Origin of the sequence: Leptolyngbya sp. FACHB-8, assembly GCF_014695575.1 — a bacterium.
Classification (GTDB): Bacteria; Cyanobacteriota; Cyanobacteriia; order Elainellales; family Elainellaceae; genus Vacuolonema.
In genome coordinates this window covers 58,851-80,856 of the sequence record NZ_JACJOO010000018.1, presented here as the reverse complement: position 1 = coordinate 80,856, position 22,006 = coordinate 58,851, and the positions used below count along the sequence as shown (strand labels likewise).

The 22,006-nt window shown below is 49.1% G+C and carries 16 protein-coding genes and 1 pseudogene; 4 read left to right on the top strand and 13 right to left on the bottom strand.

Annotation, left to right across the window (positions count from 1 at the left end):
* The first annotated feature begins 285 nt into the window (after window positions 1-285).
* On the top strand, window positions 286-504 hold the full coding sequence (gene gvpA, locus H6F91_RS04460; protein ID WP_190775818.1) for a gas vesicle structural protein GvpA: 219 nt from the start codon (window positions 286-288) through the stop codon (window positions 502-504).
* Window positions 505-692: 188 nt separating this feature from the next.
* Here the strand turns inward: gvpA and H6F91_RS04455 are convergent, their stop codons facing one another.
* On the bottom strand, window positions 693-1,394 hold the full coding sequence (locus tag H6F91_RS04455) for a TVP38/TMEM64 family protein (protein ID WP_190775817.1): 702 nt from the start codon (window positions 1,392-1,394) through the stop codon (window positions 693-695).
* Window positions 1,395-1,678: 284 nt separating this feature from the next.
* On the opposite strand from H6F91_RS04455, the gene H6F91_RS04450 reads away from it, so the two are divergent.
* Both H6F91_RS04450 and H6F91_RS04445 read left to right on the top strand, forming a co-directional pair.
* Window positions 1,679-2,140, top strand: coding sequence for a hypothetical protein (locus tag H6F91_RS04450; RefSeq protein WP_190775816.1), 462 nt, complete (start codon window positions 1,679-1,681; stop codon window positions 2,138-2,140).
* A 153-nt stretch (window positions 2,141-2,293) separates the two neighbouring features.
* Window positions 2,294-3,130 carry a YwiC-like family protein gene (locus H6F91_RS04445; protein WP_190775815.1) on the top strand — a complete coding sequence of 279 codons (837 nt, stop codon included), beginning with the start codon at window positions 2,294-2,296 and terminating at the stop codon, window positions 3,128-3,130.
* 89 nt (window positions 3,131-3,219) lie between these two features.
* On the opposite strand, the gene H6F91_RS04440 is transcribed toward H6F91_RS04445, so the two are convergent.
* From H6F91_RS04440 to H6F91_RS04430, 3 genes and pseudogenes are all read right to left on the bottom strand, one after another.
* Window positions 3,220-5,454 (bottom strand): family 1 glycosylhydrolase, encoded by a 2,235-nt coding sequence (locus H6F91_RS04440; RefSeq protein WP_190775826.1) that lies wholly within the window; start codon window positions 5,452-5,454, stop codon window positions 3,220-3,222.
* A gap of 250 nt (window positions 5,455-5,704) precedes the next feature.
* On the bottom strand, window positions 5,705-7,018 hold the full coding sequence (glf, locus tag H6F91_RS04435; RefSeq protein ID WP_242035630.1) for a UDP-galactopyranose mutase: 1,314 nt from the start codon (window positions 7,016-7,018) through the stop codon (window positions 5,705-5,707).
* Between the two features lie 225 nt (window positions 7,019-7,243).
* Window positions 7,244-8,500: pseudogene (locus H6F91_RS04430) on the bottom strand (glycosyltransferase family 1 protein); the annotation flags it as partial.
* 668 nt (window positions 8,501-9,168) lie between these two features.
* Here H6F91_RS04430 and galE point away from each other — a divergent pair.
* Window positions 9,169-10,155 carry a UDP-glucose 4-epimerase GalE gene (galE, locus tag H6F91_RS04425; RefSeq protein WP_190775825.1) on the top strand — a complete coding sequence of 329 codons (987 nt, stop codon included), beginning with the start codon at window positions 9,169-9,171 and terminating at the stop codon, window positions 10,153-10,155.
* 127 nt (window positions 10,156-10,282) lie between these two features.
* Here the strand turns inward: galE and H6F91_RS04420 are convergent, their stop codons facing one another.
* The 9 genes from H6F91_RS04420 to gorA all read right to left on the bottom strand — a co-directional run bounded on the left by H6F91_RS04420 (window position 10,283) and on the right by gorA (window position 21,826).
* Window positions 10,283-10,627, bottom strand: coding sequence for a signal peptidase I (locus tag H6F91_RS04420; protein ID WP_190775813.1), 345 nt, complete (start codon window positions 10,625-10,627; stop codon window positions 10,283-10,285).
* Window positions 10,628-10,720: 93 nt separating this feature from the next.
* Window positions 10,721-11,527 carry a phytanoyl-CoA dioxygenase family protein gene (locus H6F91_RS04415; protein WP_190775812.1) on the bottom strand — a complete coding sequence of 269 codons (807 nt, stop codon included), beginning with the start codon at window positions 11,525-11,527 and terminating at the stop codon, window positions 10,721-10,723.
* Window positions 11,528-11,780: 253 nt separating this feature from the next.
* Window positions 11,781-12,839: a galactokinase gene (galK, locus tag H6F91_RS04410; RefSeq protein WP_190775811.1), complete on the bottom strand. Its 1,059-nt coding sequence runs from the start codon at window positions 12,837-12,839 to the stop codon at window positions 11,781-11,783.
* A gap of 2 nt (window positions 12,840-12,841) precedes the next feature.
* Window positions 12,842-13,942, bottom strand: a complete 1,101-nt coding sequence (locus H6F91_RS04405) for a M24 family metallopeptidase (protein ID WP_190775810.1) — start codon at window positions 13,940-13,942, stop codon at window positions 12,842-12,844.
* A gap of 109 nt (window positions 13,943-14,051) precedes the next feature.
* Entirely contained in the window at window positions 14,052-15,152 is a 1,101-nt protein-coding gene (galT, locus tag H6F91_RS04400) for a galactose-1-phosphate uridylyltransferase (RefSeq protein WP_190775809.1), read from the bottom strand.
* A complete protein-coding gene (locus H6F91_RS04395) occupies window positions 15,064-17,034 on the bottom strand; it encodes a glycoside hydrolase family 2 TIM barrel-domain containing protein (RefSeq protein WP_190775808.1) in 1,971 nt (656 codons plus the stop codon). Before H6F91_RS04395 ends, galT begins: the two co-directional genes overlap by 89 nt.
* Window positions 17,035-17,772: 738 nt before the next feature.
* Window positions 17,773-19,059, bottom strand: coding sequence for an ATP-grasp domain-containing protein (locus tag H6F91_RS04390; protein WP_190775807.1), 1,287 nt, complete (start codon window positions 19,057-19,059; stop codon window positions 17,773-17,775).
* Window positions 19,060-19,160: 101 nt separating this feature from the next.
* The gene (locus H6F91_RS04385; protein WP_190775806.1) at window positions 19,161-20,066 is read right to left on the bottom strand and encodes an isoaspartyl peptidase/L-asparaginase family protein; all 906 of its coding nucleotides are present in this window, start codon (window positions 20,064-20,066) and stop codon (window positions 19,161-19,163) included.
* 419 nt (window positions 20,067-20,485) lie between these two features.
* Window positions 20,486-21,826 carry a glutathione-disulfide reductase gene (gene gorA / locus H6F91_RS04380; RefSeq protein ID WP_190775805.1) on the bottom strand — a complete coding sequence of 447 codons (1,341 nt, stop codon included), beginning with the start codon at window positions 21,824-21,826 and terminating at the stop codon, window positions 20,486-20,488.
* Window positions 21,827-22,006: the final 180 nt, after the last annotated feature.

Here is a 22,006-nt window from a genome sequence, read left to right as displayed (position 1 = left end):
GATTATAGTGACTCGGTGGAATGACATAGAATATTATTAATAGAATGTCACTATCATCGCTTTTGTGAACTTATAGTGATGATTGATAACACAAGTAAAGAATTGTCTTGTAACCACAGGAATTACAGCATTTCTAAAAAATAGAGAACAACAAAATTAAGTGCAAATCCGGAGAACTCCTTCAGGCTCATCGCTTATCCTCGGATACAGTGAGGCCGAAAAAGCTTCGAAACAACGCGGTGTTACGCATAAACAAGTTACTCCCTGAAATTAAGGAATACTCAAATGGCTGTTGAAAAGGTAAACTCCTCCTCAAGCTTGGCTGAAGTTGTTGACCGTATCCTTGACAAAGGTGTTGTGGTTGATGCTTGGGTTCGGGTTTCATTGGTAGGAATTGAGCTACTCGCTATCGAAGCTCGTATCGTTATTGCTTCGGTTGAAACCTACCTCAAGTATGCTGAGGCTGTAGGCTTGACCGCAACGGCCGCTGCTCCTGTTGCATAAGCACAGTAGAAGATGCTGTTTCGATGCTGAAAGCACTTGTAGGTTAATCCTCACGGCTGGCTATTAACTCATATTCAGTTTTATTGTGAAAGAGGACGTGGGGTTAACCCTACGTCCTCTTTCACAATAAAACTGAACAGCCTTAGGCTGACTAAGACTGCTCTATGTACGGTACTTAAATATAGAAGTTACTCAAAACGGATAATATCTCGCATATTAAACCAGTTATAGCGATGAATTCCGTAGGGTAAACCAAATAATAGAATGAGAAACAGAGTAGAGAAAATTATTCCTAGTGGCAAACCAACTACAAATGTTGCTCCTAAAAACGTCAGAAAAAAAGTAGATGGAATCATACCGAGTAGCGTAGCTGTAGCATAAATAGGCAGGGAGAGCCCGCTTATACCAGCTCCGTAGCTGATTAAATCAAATGATAAAACGGGTAGCAGACGGGTGATGAAAATAATCCATCCCAAATAAATTTCCCCTCGATTTTTTGAGAAATAGATTAGTTTTCCCGTTAGCGAATATACGACTGAACGTCCCAATGTGTATCCAATAAAGTAGGCTAGTAGGCCTCCTAAAAAACCGCCAATGACGCTATAAATCCCTGCCCGAACTGGCCCCCATACCATACCTGCAACAACTGCTAAAGGAGCACTGGGAATTGGGCTAATGACAACAGAAAGCATGAGGATGCTTATGTAAGCCAATACTCCTCGCCATCCCCAGCTTTGGATCGCTTGCTCTAGGCCTTTTGCAGAGAATAGATCGCGCTCTGGCTGTCTCCAAAACCAGGTATAAATCAGCAAGCACAACAGCAGAATAGCCAGAGCGATCGCATTTTGGCGGTTTAGAAATGGCTGCTTTTTGCGTTGCTTGCGTTTCATGGGAGCAAAGATGAAGTGGCGATCTCCTCTACGTTAACTTTATTCGTTAACCTTCAGGTAACCCCAGTTCGGTATCAGCTTTTTGTTGTGGAGAAGAACTTCCACAACAAAAAAAATGGGCTTTAAAGGTTTTCCTCTGTACTGAGAATCAGCATAAAACGAGGCTGAAAAGCTTGCGGCTACTCAGGCTAATTTTGGCTAGTATAGAGGCACTACCTTGTTACGTGAAATGTGGTAAAGATTAGTCCTCTCAGCCGGAGCAATCGTCAATAGAGAGAGTGCTTATGTTGTATCCATGGAATCGTCTGGAAGCAGGGTCTGCTTTAAAGATTGGTTTTTTGCTCGCAAAGTATACGGAAAAGGCATTCGAGATAACTCTCAGACACACCCTAGAGCTCCTTTGTCTCGTCCTATTTTCTAATCTATTTATCAGTGCTGTTGCTGCAAGCCCTCCACGGGTAACTACTCCCAGGCAATCGCCGTCGATAGATATTATCCTCGACCCAGAAGTTGATTCTGAAGATGTTATTCCAGAAACATGGCAGCGACAACGAGAAGAACGCTATCAAAACGAACAACAACGGCGGCAAGAACGCTATCAGCTTCAATTTGAGGATCGCCAAGAGGAACTTTGGGATCGGCAACGAGATAATTGGAATGACTACCAACAGGAACAGCGAGAACGTACTCAACAACGACTTGATGAATGGAATGAACAACGCCGAGAGCAGCTCAGGCGTTATTAACATGTTGGTAACAAAAGTTATGCAATTATGAAAGGGTTTCTTGATACATGAATCGTGTAGAAAATAACGTTTAACACAGACCCTGGAGTGTAGGTTTAGAAACCCTTTCCGTCCCTTGATCACAAATTTGATAACTGTATCTGCGATGCCACCATGGATGCTTCAACACAAAATCAAACCCCTACCCTTTCCCCTGCCCACAAGCCCAATGCTCAGGTCTGGTACCGCCCCGTGTTCTCCCATGATCACGGTGTCTACATTATGCTGCTCGTGTCATTTTTGACGGGAGCCGCTGCCGCTCAGCAATGGAGTTGGGTGACGACCTTGGCTCTCATTTGTGCCTTCTGCGGTTTTCAGGCTGAGCATCCATGGGCTTTACAAATTAAACAACGTCGCAGTCTTAAACCCCGCTTTCTATTTTGGGGTAGCTTGTATTCGAGTGTCGCAGGGGCGATCGCTCTCTACCTCTACTGGCTTCAAGGCGCATGGTCTCCGTTGCTATGGATTTACTTGGGGGCGATCGCTGCGTTTTTGATTGATGTGGTTTCAGTCTTCTTTCGTGAGCAAAAATCTGCTCTCAATGAGTTGATTACGTTTGCGGCTGTGTGCTTATGTGCTCCGCTCGCTTATACAGTTACAACAGGAAGCTTTACCATCTCTGTGCTTGGCTTATGGATTTTGAATACACTTTTCTTTTCTAGTGCGATCTTTACGGTTAAGTTTCGCAAAGACAAATCCCATTCTGTAATGCCGAGCTTGGTTTATCATGCGATCGCAACACTGGCTGTTACAGGATTGTGGTCTATAGGCTGGCTATCACCTATCACTGCGTTGTCTTTTGGTGTAGTTTTGCTCAAGTACGGTATTATTTTTTTCAAGCGTGATTGGTACTGTACAACAAACATTAAATATGTCGCGATGTTAGAGACGGGCTCTGCCCTGTTGTTTTTAGCGGTCGCTACCCTTTCTCTTCTTCCTGCGTATCGATGAATTTTTAATATGTAATTTAATCTCCCCCTTGAAGACCCACAATGTGTAGCGGCATGGTGCTGCTGCTACACATTGTGGGTCTCAGAAGGCTAGCGGTGAATGAGCTCACAGTCCCGAAGGTATTGAGCGATCGCCCGATCTAAATCCGGGAGCAAGATACCGCGTTCACTGCTGAGAACGCTATAGGTAGGACGGGGAGCTGCGAAGCCAAGATTCTTAATCGAGCAGGGTTGGATCGTAGAGGCATCTACTCCAGCTAACTGAGCCGTCAAACGGGCTAAATCGGCCCAGGCGATCGCCCCCGGATTGGCTAGATGCCACAATCCACATTCCCCATCAATCAGTAAATCCAGAGTGGCATGAACCAGGTCGGGCACGTAGGTGGGAGAAACAATAGCGTCTTCCGCAGCTACAAAGGGTTGTCCGGCCTGCAGAGTGCGGAGAGCGATGGTCAGGAAGTTGTACTCATCCCAGGGGCCAAAAAATGCACTGGTACGAATAACGAGAGAACAAGGATGATGGTGTAAAACCCATTGTTCAGCTTGTGCTTTGCTATGGCCGTAGACATTTAATGGCGATACCTCGTCGCTTTCTAGATAGGGTTGTTGATGATCCCCATCAAATACGAGATCAGACGAGAAATTAACGAGCCCAATATTGCGTTGAGCACAGGCATTGGCTAAGATTGCCGGTCCATCGGCATTGATGAGACGGCACAGGTGCGATTCGCGTTCCGCATCATCCACTCGCACATAACCTGCTGTGTTAATCACTGCCCAGGGCTGTAGCTCGTCTAAGACTTGCTCTACTCCGGCCGGGTCTGTAATGTCCATTTCCCGCCGGGTTAATAGGCGGTGAGGAATGCCTCGGATAGTACAGATACGGGCGAAGGCTTGTCCAAGGGTGCCGGTTGCCCCGGTGATGAGCAGAGGGGCAGGGGGGCAGGGAACCAGGGGAGCGGGGGGGCTTATCCCTGCTTCTTTGGAACTGGGGGAACAGGCGACGGGGGGGTAGAGAAGTCGTTCGGGGCGTTGCCACCATCCCGGGACTTCCAGAAGGGGATGATTGTATTCCTGCCCTGCGCCCAAGTGGCGTAGCATTGTGGCGATCGCCGTAGGACGAGGTTGCAGCGGTTGCGAACTGTTACGACAAGTTGGGCGCACATCAAAAACACCCGACTCATAAAAACCGTCAGCCCGGGTGACGAGGCTATTCCAGTCATAGGCTCCCAACAGTGACCAGGCTGTGACCGCTCGCACGTCTATCTTGTCCTGCCGTAAGGATTGGGCAGCTTCCCAGATCTCCTTAATCCAGCGTAACTGTTCCTCGCGGGTACATCCCAGGTGTACTTCTGTAATCGCGATGGGACGCTGATAACGCTCCCAAACATCCTTTAATAACGTGTAGGCTGGGCAGATGCCGTCGGTACAGACCCGCACCGCTTCAACATCGGCATACTGGTGTTTACCGTTGCCACCGTGAGTGTGGGGTGGGTAACGATCGAGCCGTTCGTCCAGGAAGCGATCGCTCGTGAGATAGCGATTAATGCCGAAAATATCAGGAGGGCAAGGATGGTCGAGAAACCAGGTCAGTTCGGATTCCTCAATACCAATGGAACGTAAATAAGGCCACAGGAAGTGGTTGTGGTCAAGGCGACCACAGAGTAAATCAAAGGAGAGCCATCGCCGTTCATTTTCAAACTCCGCCTGATAAGACAACAAGGGAGTGCTAAATACTTTGCCGAGGTCTTCAGTTTGAACCAGTTTTGCCCCCGGGTTAATCTGGCGAATGGCTTGCATGGCAAGCACGACACCACGGCACTGATTCAACAATGCTTTGATAAAGCTAACACCATCTTGATGATGGGGATACCAGTGCCCATACAACCCGCTAAACCGTGCAGTTGTTAACGGTTCATTAACGGGTGTATAGTACTCCACCCATGGGTAACGGGTAGCAACAGCCTGGGCAAACTGGGCTAATCCAGTTGCAAATGTAGGCTCCATCAGGCTCGTATGGAGAGGGCCACTACCGTGATGCACCAAACCAACAATGGGACGAATGCCAATGTCATCCAGATAAGTCAACCGCTCATCGGCCCATGACCAATCGGCCTGATCCAAACCATTAGGCGCAGTACGTTCCCAGAGAACAGGATATCGGATCGCCTGTATCCCAAGCACGGCAAACCGATCGAGGTCTTCGAGGCGAATGTAATGTCCGTTGCGTTCGAGTTGATCTAGATAGCGATCGCCCACGCGATTCACCGTACACTCAATTCCACCCCATAATTCCAATTCTGGTGAAACTTGCTTTAAATTCATCACGTCCCCAGCCGCTCCAAACTGACAATTTTCAGGTTTTTGATTTAACACTGGAAGAATTGACATTGCACGGTGTCGGGCATGCAATGCCAAATTTTAAGTGCCGAGTACCTGATACTTATCGGTGTTATTTATAGGGTCTTTAGCCCTACAAATAACGCTTAGCAATTGGTATTATTTGTGGGGCCAAAGGCCCCACAAATAATGCTTAGCAAACTCTATGCTGATGCAAGGGATTTACCAAAGAGAGTTAGACAGAACCATTGGACGATTTGCTGCCTGTACCGTTGAGGGACCGTTCGGCCTTTCCGTTTTGCTGGAACTCGCCGGTTGCACTGACCGCAGGAGTTTTCCCAGTCTGTTGCAACTCACCCGTGGTACTGACTACACCATGTTTGGGGCTTTGTTCGAACTCACCTGTAGCACTGACTGGCTTCCTAACCCGTAGGGTTTCAGTTTCGGGGTGCCAACTTGGGCGCTCAGACAGTTGGGCATAGAGTGCCAACGCCTGTGCAACCACCTGGTCCATGTTGTAGTACTTGTATGTGGCGAGCCGTCCAACGAAGTGAACGTTAGGGGTCGCATCTGCTAATGCTTTATACCGCTTATATAGATCGGCATTTTCAGGACGCGGCACCGGGTAGTAGGGATCACCTTCTGCCTTGGGATACTCATACACGATGCTGGTCTTGGGGTGTTCCTGTCCGGTCAGGTACTTGAACTCCGTGACACGGGTATAAAGATGCTCGTTGGGATAATTAACTACTGCCTGAGGTTGGTGTACGGTCTCGTTCAGCGTCTCGTGCTTGAAGGCGAGAGAACGGTAAGGTAACTTACCATAGCAGTAGTCAAAGAAGCCATCTACGGGGCCAGTGTAGATCATCTCGCGGTAGGGAATGAAGTCTTGAATCTCCCGGTAGTCGGTGTTGAGCATCACTTTAATATTGGGATGCGTCAACATGTTCTCGAACATACGCGTATAACCGTGGAGAGGCATCGCCTGATAGGTATCAGTGAAGTAGCGATCGTCTCGATTGGTACGCGTGGGAACACGTGCTGTAACCGATTTATCCAACTCGGATGGATCAATGTCCCATTGCTTGCGAGTGTAGTTGCGGAAGAACTTTTCATAAAGCTCTCGCCCAACTTTGCTGACAACAACATCTTCCGAGGTGCGGATGTAGTCCTTAGGCTCAGCTACGGAAGCGAAAAATTCGGTTAACTGGAAGGAAGTTAAGTTCAATCCATACAGCTTGTTGATGGTGTCCAGATTAATGGGGATAGGCACCAATTGGCCGTCAACACTGGCGAGAACGCGGTGTTCATAGCGCCGCCAGTCTGTGAAGTTAGACAGGTACTCAAATACATCCCGTGAGTTGGTATGGAAGATGTGAGGACCATATTTATGTACTAGAATACCATCGTCATTGTAATGATCGTAGGCATTACCGGCGATGTGATTGCGGGTATCCACAATCAGGATCTTTTTGTTACTTTGGGTGGCTAGTCGTTCCGCCAAAACGCTTCCAGCGAATCCGGCACCAACAATTAAATAGTCGAACATGGGTTTATTCCACCGTATGAGTAATGAAGTGACCGTGTTTGAAAAGCTCTGGAAGGAGTCACATTTTTGGGCCCTGTGTCCACAAAAGTTTGCTTTTCAAACTTCTCTAAATCACCGTTTGTTCGCATTGGCTGTGCTCCCAATGGTCGTTTTGACCTCACTGGAAGTTGGCTTGGCCGATGCCGGTGCTTGCCTTACTGGAGTGCTGTTAGGAGCGTTGCAGGTCTTGAGGGCGATCGCCCGCTCAATTAATTCATTCATTGCCTGCCAGGTTAAATCCCAGGATGTTTGCGCCAGGAATGTATCGACTCGGTCCAACCAGTCAGGAGTTGTCTGAGTTTGCTCCAGCGCAGCGGCGATCGCTGCGACAAACTCTGGTGCCGTATCGGCAATGTGTACCAGAGATTGTTGCCCATAAGGGCGCACCACATCCCGAATAGAGGTCGAAACAACGGGTTTTCCGGCAGCCAAGTATTCGGGTGTTTTGGTAGGACTGATGAAGCGAGTTGATTCATTGCGGGCGAAAGGCAGCAATGCCACATCCCATCCTGCTAAGTATTTCGGTAATTCCTGATAAGATTTGCCTCCCAAATAATGAATGTTGGAATGTTTGGGCAACGTTTCGGGATCAATTTTCACGACAGGACCAATGATCACGAAATGCCAATCGGGTCTGGCCTGGGCAATGCTGTCTAATAACGCCAGATCCATCCGTTCGTCAATGACGCCGTAGAATCCCATGCGGGGATGAGGAATAGCGGCCTGATCCGCTGGATCTTCAATTCCTTCTCTTGCCTGAGCAAAGTGTGTGGCATCAATGCTGCTGGGGAAAGCATGAACACTGGGGTGTTGGTGCTGCTTGGCTTCGTATAGACTATGCCCGCCTGTAAATACGAGATCTGCCAGCTTAAAGAGATGAGCTTCCCGTTCTTGCAATGCTGGAGGCGCCCCCTTGAAGGCAGACAGCTCATCCATACAGTCATACACAACTGCAGATGCTTGCAGATGGCGAGTGAATCCCACTGCCATAGGTGTGTAGTACCAGAGAATAGGCGCATGAATATGAGCGGCTGCGAATAGATCGTCTAGCAGCCGCCGCTGGAGAGTTATGTGTTGCTCTTCATCCAAGCCCTCTGGCAGGTATGGAACAACAATGCGAACATTGCCCTCGCGCTTGCTAACGTCCAGCCATGCGGAACCATCAGGGCTGGCCATGGGTTCTTCTATGATGAAAACTCTACGGCTTTGAGCGCAGCGACTCAATAAGTGTTGAGGGCGCTGATAAACAAAATCCCAGCGCAAATGTGAAAAACAGACTAGATCAGAAACTTCAGGAGAAGTGGCTTCTAAAACTGTGTTTTCAGATAAGCGCAGATTTGGAAATAAAGAATTTTGTTCTCGGTTAAGTTGATTCTCTAAAGATTGCTTTACTGACCCATTACCTCCATTTAGAGAACCGCTCAAGCCATAATGTGTTGACATACTTTACCTCCAACTTATGGATTTAATGAGTCAAAGTCACCCAGGAATGAAATTGACAGCATAGATAAATGGCGAGAGTTTAAGGTAGAAATTCTGCAAACCTTCGCAATTAATATCCGCAATGCAGAGATCAATATGCAGAAAATTACAAACCCGCCTCTTCACTTCCTACTTAAGCCTTCGAAAGAGCGAGTGCCGCGTAATTAAAGAATAGTGGTTTTTATTCTATTGAAAATACTTCTTCAGGTAGAAGTTCGGCTAACCGTTTTGAGTATAAATGTTATCAGTCATAATGTGTTTAATCTGATTCACGAATTTTTTAATACTTGATTTTTAACTCTTTTCTTGCTGCTGCATCAGTAATTTAATGAAAACTCGTAAGCCTTGAAATGAGGGAGCTTTAAGGTATAAAAACAATTATCAATTAGATAAGAAATTGATAGAGGCTTTTTGAAAATAAGGGATAGAAATTGGGCCTTTTATACGGTATATCCGATTTCATTATTCCTCTTTGTTCCGTATAATCTGGGAGGCGGTTGGTATATATTTCATTTCTCTTTTGTAGAGTATACGGAAATATTTCCATCGAAGTTTTTAGGAAATAGAACCTCCAAGTATGATTACAAAAACCTTTTTAAGCAGAGGGTAAAACGGTGGTTGATCAACCCATGGTTTTGGTGACTGGGGGCGCAGGGTACATTGGCTCCCATGCAGTTTTGGCATTGCAACAGACGGGATATGACGTGCTTGTGCTGGATAATTTGTCTAACGGGCACCGGGAATTGGTTGAGCAAGGATTAAATGTGAAACTGATTGTGGGCGACATTAGCGATCGCTCCCTACTCGATCAACTCTTCAGCACTTATCCAATTACAGCAGTGATGCATTTTGCAGCATTCATCGCGGTGGGTGAATCTGTTGCACATCCCGGTAAGTATTATCGGAATAACGTAGCGGGGACGCTAACGTTATTAGAGGCGATGGTTGCGGCTTCCATTAAACATCTAGTTTTTTCTTCGACTTGTGCCCTGTATGGGGCTCCCAAATTTGTACCCATCACTGAAGATCATCCCCAAGCACCTATGAGCCCGTACGCCACCAGCAAACAAATGGTGGAACAGATGCTTGCTGATTTTGATACAGCATACGGGCTCAAGTCTGTGCGTTTTCGTTATTTCAATGCGGCTGGAGCTGATCCCGGCGGTTTATTGGGCGAAGATCATGAGCCTGAAACTCATTTGATCCCCCTGGTGTTGTTGGCCGCTTTGGGTAAGCTTGAAAGCATTTCAATATTAGGAACGGATTATCCTACCGATGACGGAACTTGCGTTCGTGACTATATCCATGTGTCGGATCTGGCGCAGGCTCATGTGTTGGGATTGAAGTATTTGCAATCTGGCGGCAATAGTGATGTGTTCAACTTGGGTAATGGCAATGGCTTTTCTGTGCGAGAGGTCATTGAAGTTGCCCGAAAAGTGACTCAGCGAGAGATTAAGGTCGTTGAGCGCGATCGCCGTGCTGGAGACCCACCCATTTTGGTGGGCAGTAGCGACAAGGCACGAAATGTTCTAGGTTGGCAACCCCAATATGCCGATCTCAATCAAATTCTCACCCATGCCTGGGACTGGCACCAAAAACGACACGGGCAAGGCTAAAGCGAAAATGGGAGGTGTCAGCTTTGCTTACACCTCTCATTAAAGGTTGCCTGAAACTGGCCCCAGAGATGCTACGGGCAAGCTTAAAGCAAAAATAGGGGATGTGAGCTTTGCTCACATCCCCTATTTAAAGCTTCCACCGTACCGTTACTACGATGGATGCTTCTTCAGCTAACCAGGTGTGAGAAACACTCGGCAGCCAGAGTACGTAGTCTCCCTGGGATGCGAGCAGGACTTCACCATCGGGAAATTCAAGTCGGAACCGACCGCTGATCAAAATGGACAGGGTAGCTGTTTCGGATGGCCCTGCCCAATCAGCGCGGCGATCGCCTTTCCCATGCACTCCCCACTTCACTTCCACTGCAGAAGTTGAACGGGGATCATCGGGTGGGGTGATAAATTCCCCAACAAACCAGCCTCGTCGCTGGTCAGCTTCAAGCTGTGCATTACCCGTAATGACGTCAGATAGCATTGGCTAAACCCCAGTTAGTTTGAAACCTTGAGCTTTCCTACAAAGAAAACTCAAGGTTTCAAACTAACTAGTTTTTTGGAAGACGTACTGCCATTAGTACTGGAAGTTTACGTAGGTTTCGGTTGCCTTATCCGGCAACTGTTTGATCGTCTGGCAGCGAAGTAGTTGCTGAAGTTCAGGCGATAACCCATTGTAATAGCCTTCTTCCAAAAGCAAATCTACCTTATGGGTGTGGAGCCAGTGCATGACATAGCCCATCACGATCATTGGGCGGGGATCAGGAGTTGTATTGGGAGTGCCCCGGTGTAGAGCCAGGGGCGATCGAATCATTACATCACCGGGCTGCAAGTAAAACTGCTCCATGGGGATTTCGCCTGCCTGCACTTTAACCAATCCCTCTTCGCGGGACATGACATGGGTACCCCGTGCCATCTCGAAGGGGCCGTTTTCAGAGGTCACTTCAACCAGAGGGAAGTTCACGGCCAGCGCATAGAGGGGCGTGACAATCTGATCGCTGAACAGGGGACGAAAATCACGATGGATTTCCTGGTACTCCGATCCCTGCATGGGGATGTCGGCAGCCAGTTGAACGAGTTTGTATTCCTGATAGAAGACGCGATCGATCACACCCAGAATAGCGGGGTTGGCAAAGACTGCAGGATTCGCAAAGGGAGCAACCCAGGGTAATGTCAAATAACACCGGGCTGTTCCCCGAGGCGCGAGGCCACCGGGCCGCTGTTGACGCTCATGGAATAATTCATCAAACGCCGCTTTCCACTCTGCAATTAAGCTGCGATCGAGTGCTCCACGAAGGATGCAGATACCATCACGATTCAAGTCTTCTGCAAGTTGATCTAAATCTGTTGAATTAAAAGTCGCTGTATTGATGCTCTGAACCATTTTGCTGTCCGTTCCGCTTGGGGGTTAGGGCTAATCGCGCTTCCGCAAAGCAAAATGTAGCCCTCTATAGAACCTATTCTCCCCATTGATAGAGGCGGAATGAATACGGTAACGCTGTTTCTTCAAAAAACTCAATTTCTTTAATCGAAGTACTGAAAACGCTGTGCGCATTGATTAAGGACGATGGTGTGGGGCACGAAGTGCCCCACACCATCGTTGCTGTACCTAACGCACTTGCATATTGCTATATGAGTTAATCAACGAGAATATGTCCGTTGAATCCAGCATTGTTGTAGTGGTTGAGCACGGTTTGGGCGATCGCCTTTCCTTCTCCCTCCGCAACCAACGCTACACAGGCGCCTCCAAATCCAGCCCCCGTTAAGCGAGCTCCAAAGACATTGGAGGTATTTTGTAGAATATCAACGAGTTGATCGAGGGCAGGTACTGATACTTCGTAGTCATCCCGCAAGCTGGCGTGAGAGGCATTCATGAGCTCGCCAAAGACCTTCGGCGGAACTCCGTCTAAGGCTTTGAGCACCCGGTTATTTTCAGTGATGACATGGCGAGCCCGCTTACGGATAGGCTCTGGCAAATGCTCCACCTTCTGCGGGTCGCTGACATCGCGTAGCGCTTTGACGCCTAACTGACGGGCTGCTTCTTCACACTCCGAGCGTCGCTGGTTGTAGCCACTGGTGGCGAGCGATCGCGCGACTCCACTGTCGATTACCACAATTTCAGCTCCCGCAGGGAAGGGCAGAATCTTGCGCTCGAGGGTGCGGGTATCCAGGAACAGCATGTGCTCAGTATCAGCAAGACTGGAGGCCATCTGGTCAAGGATGCCGCAACTGACCCCTGCGTACTGAATCTCAGCTTGCTGTCCGAGTTGTGCGATTTTTACATCGTCAATGTCGAGATTGAGAAGCGATCGCAAGCCCCGCAACATCGCCACTTCTAGCGCGGCACTACTCGACAAACCTGAGCCAATAGGCACCGAGGATGTCACAAACACATTCAAGGGAGGAACCGGATAGCCAGATTCCTCTACCATGCGAATACAGCCGTATACATAACTGGCAAAGCCCTCAGCTGCGGCGTCAGTCGGGTTCAAATCAACCATTTCTTCTAATTCAGCAGAGTAGAAGTGGTGGCGATCGTTTGGACTGGGGCCAATGGCAACGGTTGTATGTTGAGGGATGGCTGTTGGCAGCACAAACCCATCGTTGTAGTCGGTGTGTTCGCCCAACAAATTCACTCGCCCGGGCGCACTGGTTTCAATTTTGGGGGCGTCATTAAAAATTTGAACAAAATCCATAATTAGCGCTCCAACGGGACAGCGCGGAGCCGCCCTTCAACTTCAGCGTGGGGAAACTTGGGGTCAAAGCTCAGGTTTTCCAACGTATTATTCGAGGTCAACAAGAAAGTATCTTCAATCTTGGCTCCCGGAATGCTGGGGTTCCAGGCAACGGCCATATTAGCAGCGAGCTGACTGGTCGTTTCTGGGTTTGCCACGACATCGCGTGCTCCATAGCTCGCCGTCCCTCCCTGATGGTGTTCGCGAATGGCGTTGGGATAACCGTGCTGCTTATAGGCTGTGGCGAGAACGTTGTAAACCGCATTCAGCGGTGTTCCAATTTGGGAATTATTGAGAGCTTCTGCTTCAATTTCAGCAATGGTGCGATGTAATTGTTGATCTTGCTGCGTGAAACCCTCGAAGAAAACAAAGCGGGTCAGGCTAATCACCAACCCATGTCCTCGCGCACAAAAAACCAGCATAGCCTGCCGTCCCAGGGTTTCTCCACTGGGTAAGGGGTGCCGATGGATGGGGAGGCGGCGATCGCCTGCCGCCAATGTCAGCGCTGGATGCAGCCCTCTGGCCCACATCGCTTCTGCCCCTGCTCCGGCAAGCTGATACTCTGTCCAGTTTGGTTCTGCCCGCATCAGCACTTCTGTCATGGCTTCACTGGCAAGCCGTCCCACCTGACGATACCGCTCCACTTCGCTGGGCAGCATAACCCATCGGTGCTGAGTCAGGGATTGGGGAAGTGAGGATTCGTTGGCTGCGGCTGGTTTATCGCTCAGAATCTTGCCGTTATTCGTCGCCTCCTGAACGAAGGATTCGCGATCAGAACTTTTGGCCCAGGGATTGACGGAGAGCTTATAGGAGGAACCTTCGGGAAGCTCCTCATCCTTAAGCCGTTCGGCTTCAATGGTATCTGTGAGTATCCAGGCATCTGTTGGTGTTACCAGAACTTCAGCCACACCCGTTTCGGCGGCCAACAGTACAGTATTGGAACCGCCAGCCGTCGCCCAGGCAAACCAATCCGTTCCCCGTAGTCGAATACCTGCGGCCTCTGTTTCATGCAGCACACCCCGCATGAATTCTAGTTTGGTAGATACTTCCTCTAACCGATTCATGGTATTCCTTAGCCTATTCGTTAAGGATTCAGAAATTCATTCCAATTTCGTTCTGGATCAAGCTACAAACGCAGGCAATTCTTTAGGAAACAGCAGAGTCCAATGCCGGTTATACAGGAACCGATGCATCCAGCTCAACTGCTACAGCCTGCAATTCCTTTGCTTTTTCCTCAGGCAAGGCATCGTTCGCAAACATGCCTGCTGCCAGCTCGGTTCCGGCTAGATATTTGAGTCGGTCAGCAGTGCGGTAGGGGGGGTAGAACTCGGCGTGGAGATGCCAGTCAGGGCGTGCTTCTCCATTGACAGGGGCCTGGAACCAGGCCATCAAATAAGGAAATGGCCGGTTCCACAACCCGTCATACTTGAGCGTGACGGTTTTGAGGGCCCGGGCCAATCCTGCTCGCTGTTCGGCCGTTAAATCCGAGAACGTTGCCGTAGGTTGAATGGGGGCAACCCACACTTCGTAGGGGTAGCGCGCACAAACCGGAACAAAGGCGATCGCCCACTCATCCCGATACACGATACGCTGATTGTCTTGAATTTCGCTTTGAATCAGATCTTGCAGCAAACCCCGTTGATGCTGCTGATAATACTCGCGTTGATTCACATCCATTTTGGCCGGAACGGGCGGCACAAAGGGATAGGCATAAATTTGCCCATGGGGGTGGTGCAGAGTTACCCCGACTTCAACGCCTTTATTTTCGAACGGTAGGACGTATTGAATTTGAGAATGTTGGCTGATGGCACGGGTGCGATCGCCCCACACCTGGAACAACAACTCTACATGGTCGAGCGGTAACGAACTCAAAGAAGCCTGCGGGTCTTGGGTAAATACCACGACCTCACAGGCTCCGTTTGCTGGCAATGTATCCACAATAGCGTGGGGGGCATCCGCCGCTGACGGAATCAGCGACGGAAAACGATTGTCAAACACCGCGATGTCATACTTGCCCTGGGGCAGTTCTGTAGGGAACTGTGGATCCCGAGTAGGAGCCAGGGGGTTGTATTCCGGGGGCGGCATGAATGTCCGCCCCTGGCGATGACTGGCATAGGCGACCCACTCAGCTCGCAACGGATGCCAGCGTAAGTGAGGGTTAGCGCGAACAGGCTCATCACTGGGACTAGGAGCGATTATCCCCTCCGCAATGGGGAACCGGCTGTACAGTGTGAGAGTTCGTCCATCTGGCTTTAATAGCGTCTGAGAGTGCATCTTCCATTTGGGACCAGGCCACCTTGGCTGATTCTAGAAGCATAGACTGGTCTACATCGATATTCCCCCTGCCGAAAGTAGCAGATGCAATGGCCTCAATTGGGAACTTGGGCGTGCGATCGACATAAAGCAATCCGTTTGCTTCCTGGAAGGTATCCGTCAACTGTGTATAGCAGAAACCGCTAAACAGCTCAATCTTGTTGACGGCTTGCAACAACGCCGCATACTGGCTTTGAAATTCCAGCGCATTATCTGAACGGGCATAACCCCAGGTTTGACACTCCTCTTCAGGCCGTGTGCAGGCAATGCCACCAAACTCGGTCAGCATAATGGGTTGGCCCTGATGGGGATACCCGTCAAGAGTCAGCACTCGCCCACCGGGACGCTGGCGATCGAACAGATCGGTCAGCTTCACCTCAGGCCCATAGCGCTTCGCCAAACCGTGTGGCTTGGTGTCGTAGTCGTGGATGGCGAGAATGTCCGTTGTTGTACTTTCCCAGCCGTCATTACCGATGACAGGTCGGGTCGGATCGAGCGTCTTGGTCAGGTGATAGAGAGCCTGAACCCAGTGCCGGTGGGCTGGAGTTGCCGTCAAATCAGGTACACCCCAGGACTCGTTGAAAGGTACCCAAACTACAACACAGGGGTGGCTGGCATCTCGCTCAATGACCTCAGTCCATTCCTTAGTCAGACGCTCGACAGACTTTGGTGTAAAGCGATAGGCGCTGGGCATTTCTTCCCACACCATTAGACCCAGTACATCAGCCCAGTATAGATAGCGGGGGTCTTCAATTTTCTGGTGTTTCCGTACCCCATTGAAGCCCATTTGCTTCGTTAACTCGACATCTCGGCGGAGAGCTTCATCAGATGGGGCCGTCATCAAAGTGTCTTCCCAGTAGCCCTGGTCTAGCACCAGTCGCAGATAGTAGGGCTGGCCGTTGAGCATAAAGCGATCGCGCTCAATGCTGACCGTCCGCATGGCCGTATAGGATGACACCTCATCCACCAACTGCCCCTGGCACCAGAGTTGAATCTGTGCATCAATCAACGTTGGTTTCTCAGGTCGCCACAGCAACTCGTTCCGGTAATCATCGATACCGGGGTCTGAGAGGGCAATGCGGCGATGAATTTCGCCATTTAATACTTCATAAGTGTCGTTAACCAGCAATTGACAGCCGACTGTCAACCGCACCTTTAATTGCATTTCTTTTTGCAATTTTCCGGCAACGAACCCTTCGAAGCCAATTTCCCAGCGCTCAAAGTGGGGCGTCCACTTCAGACGTTGGATGTAGGTTTCGGGTACTTCTTCTAACCAAACCGTTTGCCAGATACCACTGGTGCGGGGATACCAAATGCTATGGGGTTCCCGCTGCCAGTCTTGTTTGCCACGGGGTTTCGCCAGATCGTGTGGGTCATCTTCGGCCCATACTGTAACGGTTTGAGGCCCTTCTGGACGCAGAGCGGAGGTGATGTCCATAGAGAAGGGAGTATGCCCACCTTCGTGGTCGATCATGAATTGACCGTTTACCCACACGCGCGCCCGGTAATCAACAGCTCCGAAGTGGAGCAAAACGCGCTTATTTTTGTCGTCTACGTCAAACTCTCGCTCATACCAACAGTTGGTGTGGAATCCTGTATCGTGAATCCCACTGCGGATAGATTCGGGCGCAAACGGAACTTGTATATAGTTGTCCCAATTGACGACATCACTGGGACGCATATACTCTCCCTCATCATCGTAGGTGAACTTCCACGTACCGTTTAAGGAGGTCCACTGGCTACGACGTAACTGGGGGCGGGGATATGCTGAGTCGGCTTGCAATTTGGCTGCGGTTACCAAATCGCAGGACTGAATTTCTAAACTTTTTCCAAATGATTTCATGGGAACCTGGAGTCAAATTGCATCTTTCTAAGAGTGCCCTATTACGCGTCCCTGCGTAACTCTATTTTCGCAGTTGTTTAAAGCTACGGTCCATATTTAATGGGTCTAACCTCAACATATAGCCCCTATAAATAACTCAAAGATGGATTGTGCCAAGCATAAGGCACAGCGCACAATCCATATATAGATTTTATGATTATTCAATTGAATTGAAATCAGTTTCTATTGAATCCCAATTTTATGAATATTGTTGTGCTTGCCTTGACGGGGACAGCAGGTAAAGGGCAGCTTGTAGTACCATCCCTCAGTGACTATCTGAATAGTAAAGAAGGTGAGTATACCTCTCCAGCCTCAGCATCAAATGAGGGGATGAAATCTCTTTCTTTGCTATTCCTTTGTATCCGGAGGGATCGTTAATCTCTCCTGGTATAGCTGCAATTGCCGACCTGCATATAATTACTCAAATAAGCTTGATATATAGGAGTTCTCTGTTACCCTAAATCGGGCTTATTTAATTGGGTTTAATGTTAGTCCAAAACCTATAAACTGTCCTTATAAAACAGTTGAATACAGGCGTTCTGAGAATGGAAATAGAGATAGGTATTAATACCAGGTTTTTGAGGCCATTTGTGGGTAAAGAGCTGAAACCTTTGTAGTAAGCGTGATGGCGGAGTATCCTTGCTGCAAAGGTTTCAGCATATTGTGACCTATTCCTGTGAGAGTGAATAGGTGCTACACCTAAACCGCTACTGTATAGCCTGCTAATAGCAGCCCTTTACTATGCAAGCTTTGCTCAATCTGTTGCATATCCTGCAATGTTTCTCCGGTGACAATTCCGTAGATTTCGGTGTAGATCTTGCCGTATTTCACCTTCTCCAGCGCCGACAGAATCAGAAAATCTTTGCGCTCTAGCTGAGGCCGTAGCGTCGTCAGAATGGAATCCAGGGTGCCTTCCATTCTGTAATCGCTGGAGTATTTAGCGATCGCTTTATCCAGGCTCATCAATTGATGCCGTTGGAGACAGAGCGGCGTCGAACCGTTGATCCGAAAGTTTGCATCAATTGTATAAAGTTGACCGTCACGATCTTCCAGGACGTCGAACCCAATGACTCCAAAATATCCCTGTTGATGGGCATACTGGCCCACAGATTTAATCATGTCTAAAAACTTGCCGAGGTCATCTGTATAGTCGATGACCCCACCCAAATAATTACCCTCAGGACTGACCAATTGCTGAGTTACCCCAATCAGAGTAATAGCCCCCTGTTTATTGACGTAGAACTGCACACAGTAATTATTGACTTCGTGCTTCACAAACTCAGAAACAATAATGGTTTCCAATAAATTAATGTGCAGGTATTTTCTGAGTTCTTCCAAGCAATAGTTGAGGTCGCTTGAATTGCGAATAATATAAGTTCCTTCACCTGAAAGACCGTGAGATGTCTTAATCAGATAAGGGAATTGTTGGGGTAGCGGAAGCTGATCCAGATCCTGTGAGCTGAGGTTATAGGTTTGATAGTTGGGGCAGAGAATACCTAGCTTTGATAGAGTTGCTTTGCTAAGCAGGTGGTAATGGGTATCGGGCTTAACCGCATGCCTCTCTGGCCGCAAATGGTCGAAAGGAAACAGGGTGATCAGCTGATCGATGCGATCGCCCTCACTCAGTTCATCCAGGTAATTAGAACAATCCATCATTTCGGCCGGGATATTGCCAAAGCCAAAATACTCTTGCCAGTACTGCGTGAGTAACTTCTGTGGCGGACTGATCACGATACCCGGTAGCTTTTCTCCCAACACTGCCAGGTTTTTCCAGGGTTCCTTCTGACAAATTTTGTCAAAGGATGTTTTGGTCGATTCACTGCTGCCATCTTGCAGGAAATATTTCTGGACATTGGGGTAGGCAGCCCAACTTGCCGTCGCTGGATAATTCAAGAGCAACGCATAGTGCGCGTCATGGATATCCTGCGCGAACAGATCGGAAAGGCTATTGCCCTGAAAAAAGGGAAGGATGTTTTGGGTTTTCATGGAACTACTGGCCAGTAGATTTAGGACACTTTGATGAGCAAGGCTTAGCCCCCGCCGTATCAAGTGTCCAACTCTACAAGCGGGGGCTATGACAAAAGGAGTTAGGCGGCTGCCAACGGCTGCTCCTTACCTGTAAATGTGGCAGGTTCTGATAATTCTTCGTTCATATAGGCTACGGCCATGTCTTCGGAGTTGTAGGCCCAGCCAATACGCCCCTGGCAATCGATCAGAATACAGCCCGCTTCTCCCTCTACACGAGATTGAAGAGTGGCGATCGCCTGCTGAGCGGCCTCATCGGGATGCCGTCCTCCCGCTAAGGCATCAATTGCACTCTTCGCTAAAACGACTGGAATAATAGACTCCCCATCCCCTGTGGTAGAGCATCCTCCTAATCGGTTGTCGGCATACAGACCGCAACCTACAAGCGCTGTATCCCCGACTCGGCCCTGGGGTTGTCCATTGGTGCCTCCTGTAGAGGTGCCTGCTGCCAGGTTACCATTGATATCCAGAGCGACACAGCCTACTGTGTTAGGCCGGTCTAACACTTCAACGTCCTCTTTCCACTCCTCATATTGCTCTTCACTGATCAGATCCTTTTTGGCACACATTTCCAATCCGTGTTCTAACGCAAACCGCTCTCCACTGCGGGCTACCAATAACCGAGGTTTCTCCTCCATGATGCGGCGAGCGGCAGCGATGGGGTGGCGAACTCCCTGCACCGCGGCCACAGCTCCCCAGGACAGGGTCGCGCCATCCATGATGGCCGCATCGACTTCGACCTCTCCTTCGCTGTTGAGGGTTGAACCGAAACCGGCATTGAATGTTTGATCGGACTCTAGCACTCGAATAGCGGCTTCAACGGCTTCGGCAGCGCTACCCCCTTGTGCGAGTACTGACCAACCTGCCAGCGCTGCGGCTCGGCATCCAGCATGGTTTGCTTCTACCTTGTCTTCTGAAATAGTTTTTGCACCACCATGAACGATGATGACGGGTTTTGTCTGACTCATATCTACAGGGACCTCTGGTAGAGATAATGACAGCTTGCCATTGCAAAGCTTGGTCTTCAGGCAGAGAGCTTAGGAGCTGGAGATCTTAAACTCTTTGCCTTCGAAAGACTGTCGATGGCTAAAAGACTTGTCCGATAGCATATCGGCTGTTTCCCTGAGGGAATCTCTATCGTAGGAATAGCCCTGAAACTTCCAACAGAATGAAGTTGGGTGAATGGCGCAATTTACACCACTGCAAATATTGAAGTACTTCGTAAGAGGGTTTTGCTTGAAGCCTTAATTTTGCGGGCAGATTGTCAGAAACATGTTATCCAGCTTCAGCCGCACCAATTTTGCGGCTCCGCTTCAAAACAGGTTGTTATCCGATGCTTTGGAGAGTGCGATCTACGATGCGTGCTAAAGACCGCACCGTAGACCGGTTAGATGGAAAATAATTCTTCTGCAGTTGAGGGATGGACGCCAATGATTTGAGTTAGTTCTTGTCGTGTTACTCCTTTTTGAAGGGCGATCGCAGCACCCTGCACAATTTCAGCCGCATTTTCACCAACCATGTGAAAGCCTAGAATGCGATCGCTCTCACGTTCAACGACTAACTTCATCAGTGCCTTTTCTTTGTCATTTGTCAGGCTGTACCGGAGCGGCACAAACTCTTTGCAATGACATTCAATGTTGTCCCCGTACTGCTCTCGTGCTTGGGTTTCGGTTAAGCCCACACTCGCCGCTTCAGGACGACTGAGAACTGAGGAAGGAATGAGTTGATCATCCAATTCATCACCAGGTTTGCCAAACATGGCATCAACGGCCCTGCGTCCCTCGGTTCGGGCAACTGGGGTGAGTTGCTTGCGATGGGTGCAGTCACCAACGGCATAGATGTTCGGTTGGCTGGTGCAATTCTGGTGGTTGACGGCGATGGCTTTCTGATCGAATTCCACATCCGCAGCTTCCAACCCTAATCCTTCCAGATTGGGGGCACGACCGATCGCGCACAATACTTTATCAACTACTATTGTCTCGGGACAATCCCCTGTTAGGTGCAGGCATAGCCCTTCGGAGATTTGCTTGATTTTGTCTGTTGTTGTACTACAGAGGGTTTGGATGCCCCGTTGGATAAATCCATTCCGCACGGCAACTTGCACAGCTTCATCAAAGCCTTCCAACAGGCAAGATTCTCGGTTCATGACGGTAACATCACAGCCGAACTCACGCAGGGTGCTAGCGAATTCGGCACCAATATATCCACCACCAATAATGGCAATCCGCTTGGGCAGCTGCTCTAAATCCAGTAACTCATCAGAGTTCATGGTGTACTCAATTCCCGGAATATCAGGTTTGATGGGCTTTCCCCCGACGGCAATCAAAACCTTATCCGCCGTATATTTCTGCCCCTCCACATCAAGGGTGTGGGCATCTAAAAATTGAGTACGCCCTTTCAGGAATTCCACTCCTGCTTGTTCCAATGCCTGTTGATGTACCTGGCGTAAGCGTTGGAGTTCTTGATCGCGCTTTTTCCGAAATGTCTGCCAGTGAAAGTTGCTGGAGCACTGCTCCCAACCATAATCAACGGCATTTTGCATGGATGCGGCATAATCTGCTGCGTAAATCATCATTTTCTTTGGCACACAGCCTCGATTGACGCAGCATCCGCCCAGTTGATCCTGTTCCGCGATCGCAACCTTCACTCCATACTGAGCGGCCTGTTTTGCAGCGGCCAAGCCTGCCGGGCCTGCACCAATGATGAATAAATCAAAGTTGTATGTCATTCTCAATAATCTCAAGTCTCAGGGGATAGGGTGCAGCCTGACAGGGTCGTAATCTGAAGGCGCTGCAGACTTTGATAATCTAGCAATAATGACTCACAGCGTCGTCTAACCTATGGGCGAGTTCGCTTAGAACTGCTTGAAAGGGTTAATTTCCACGCCCAAAAGGTATGGAAAATAACC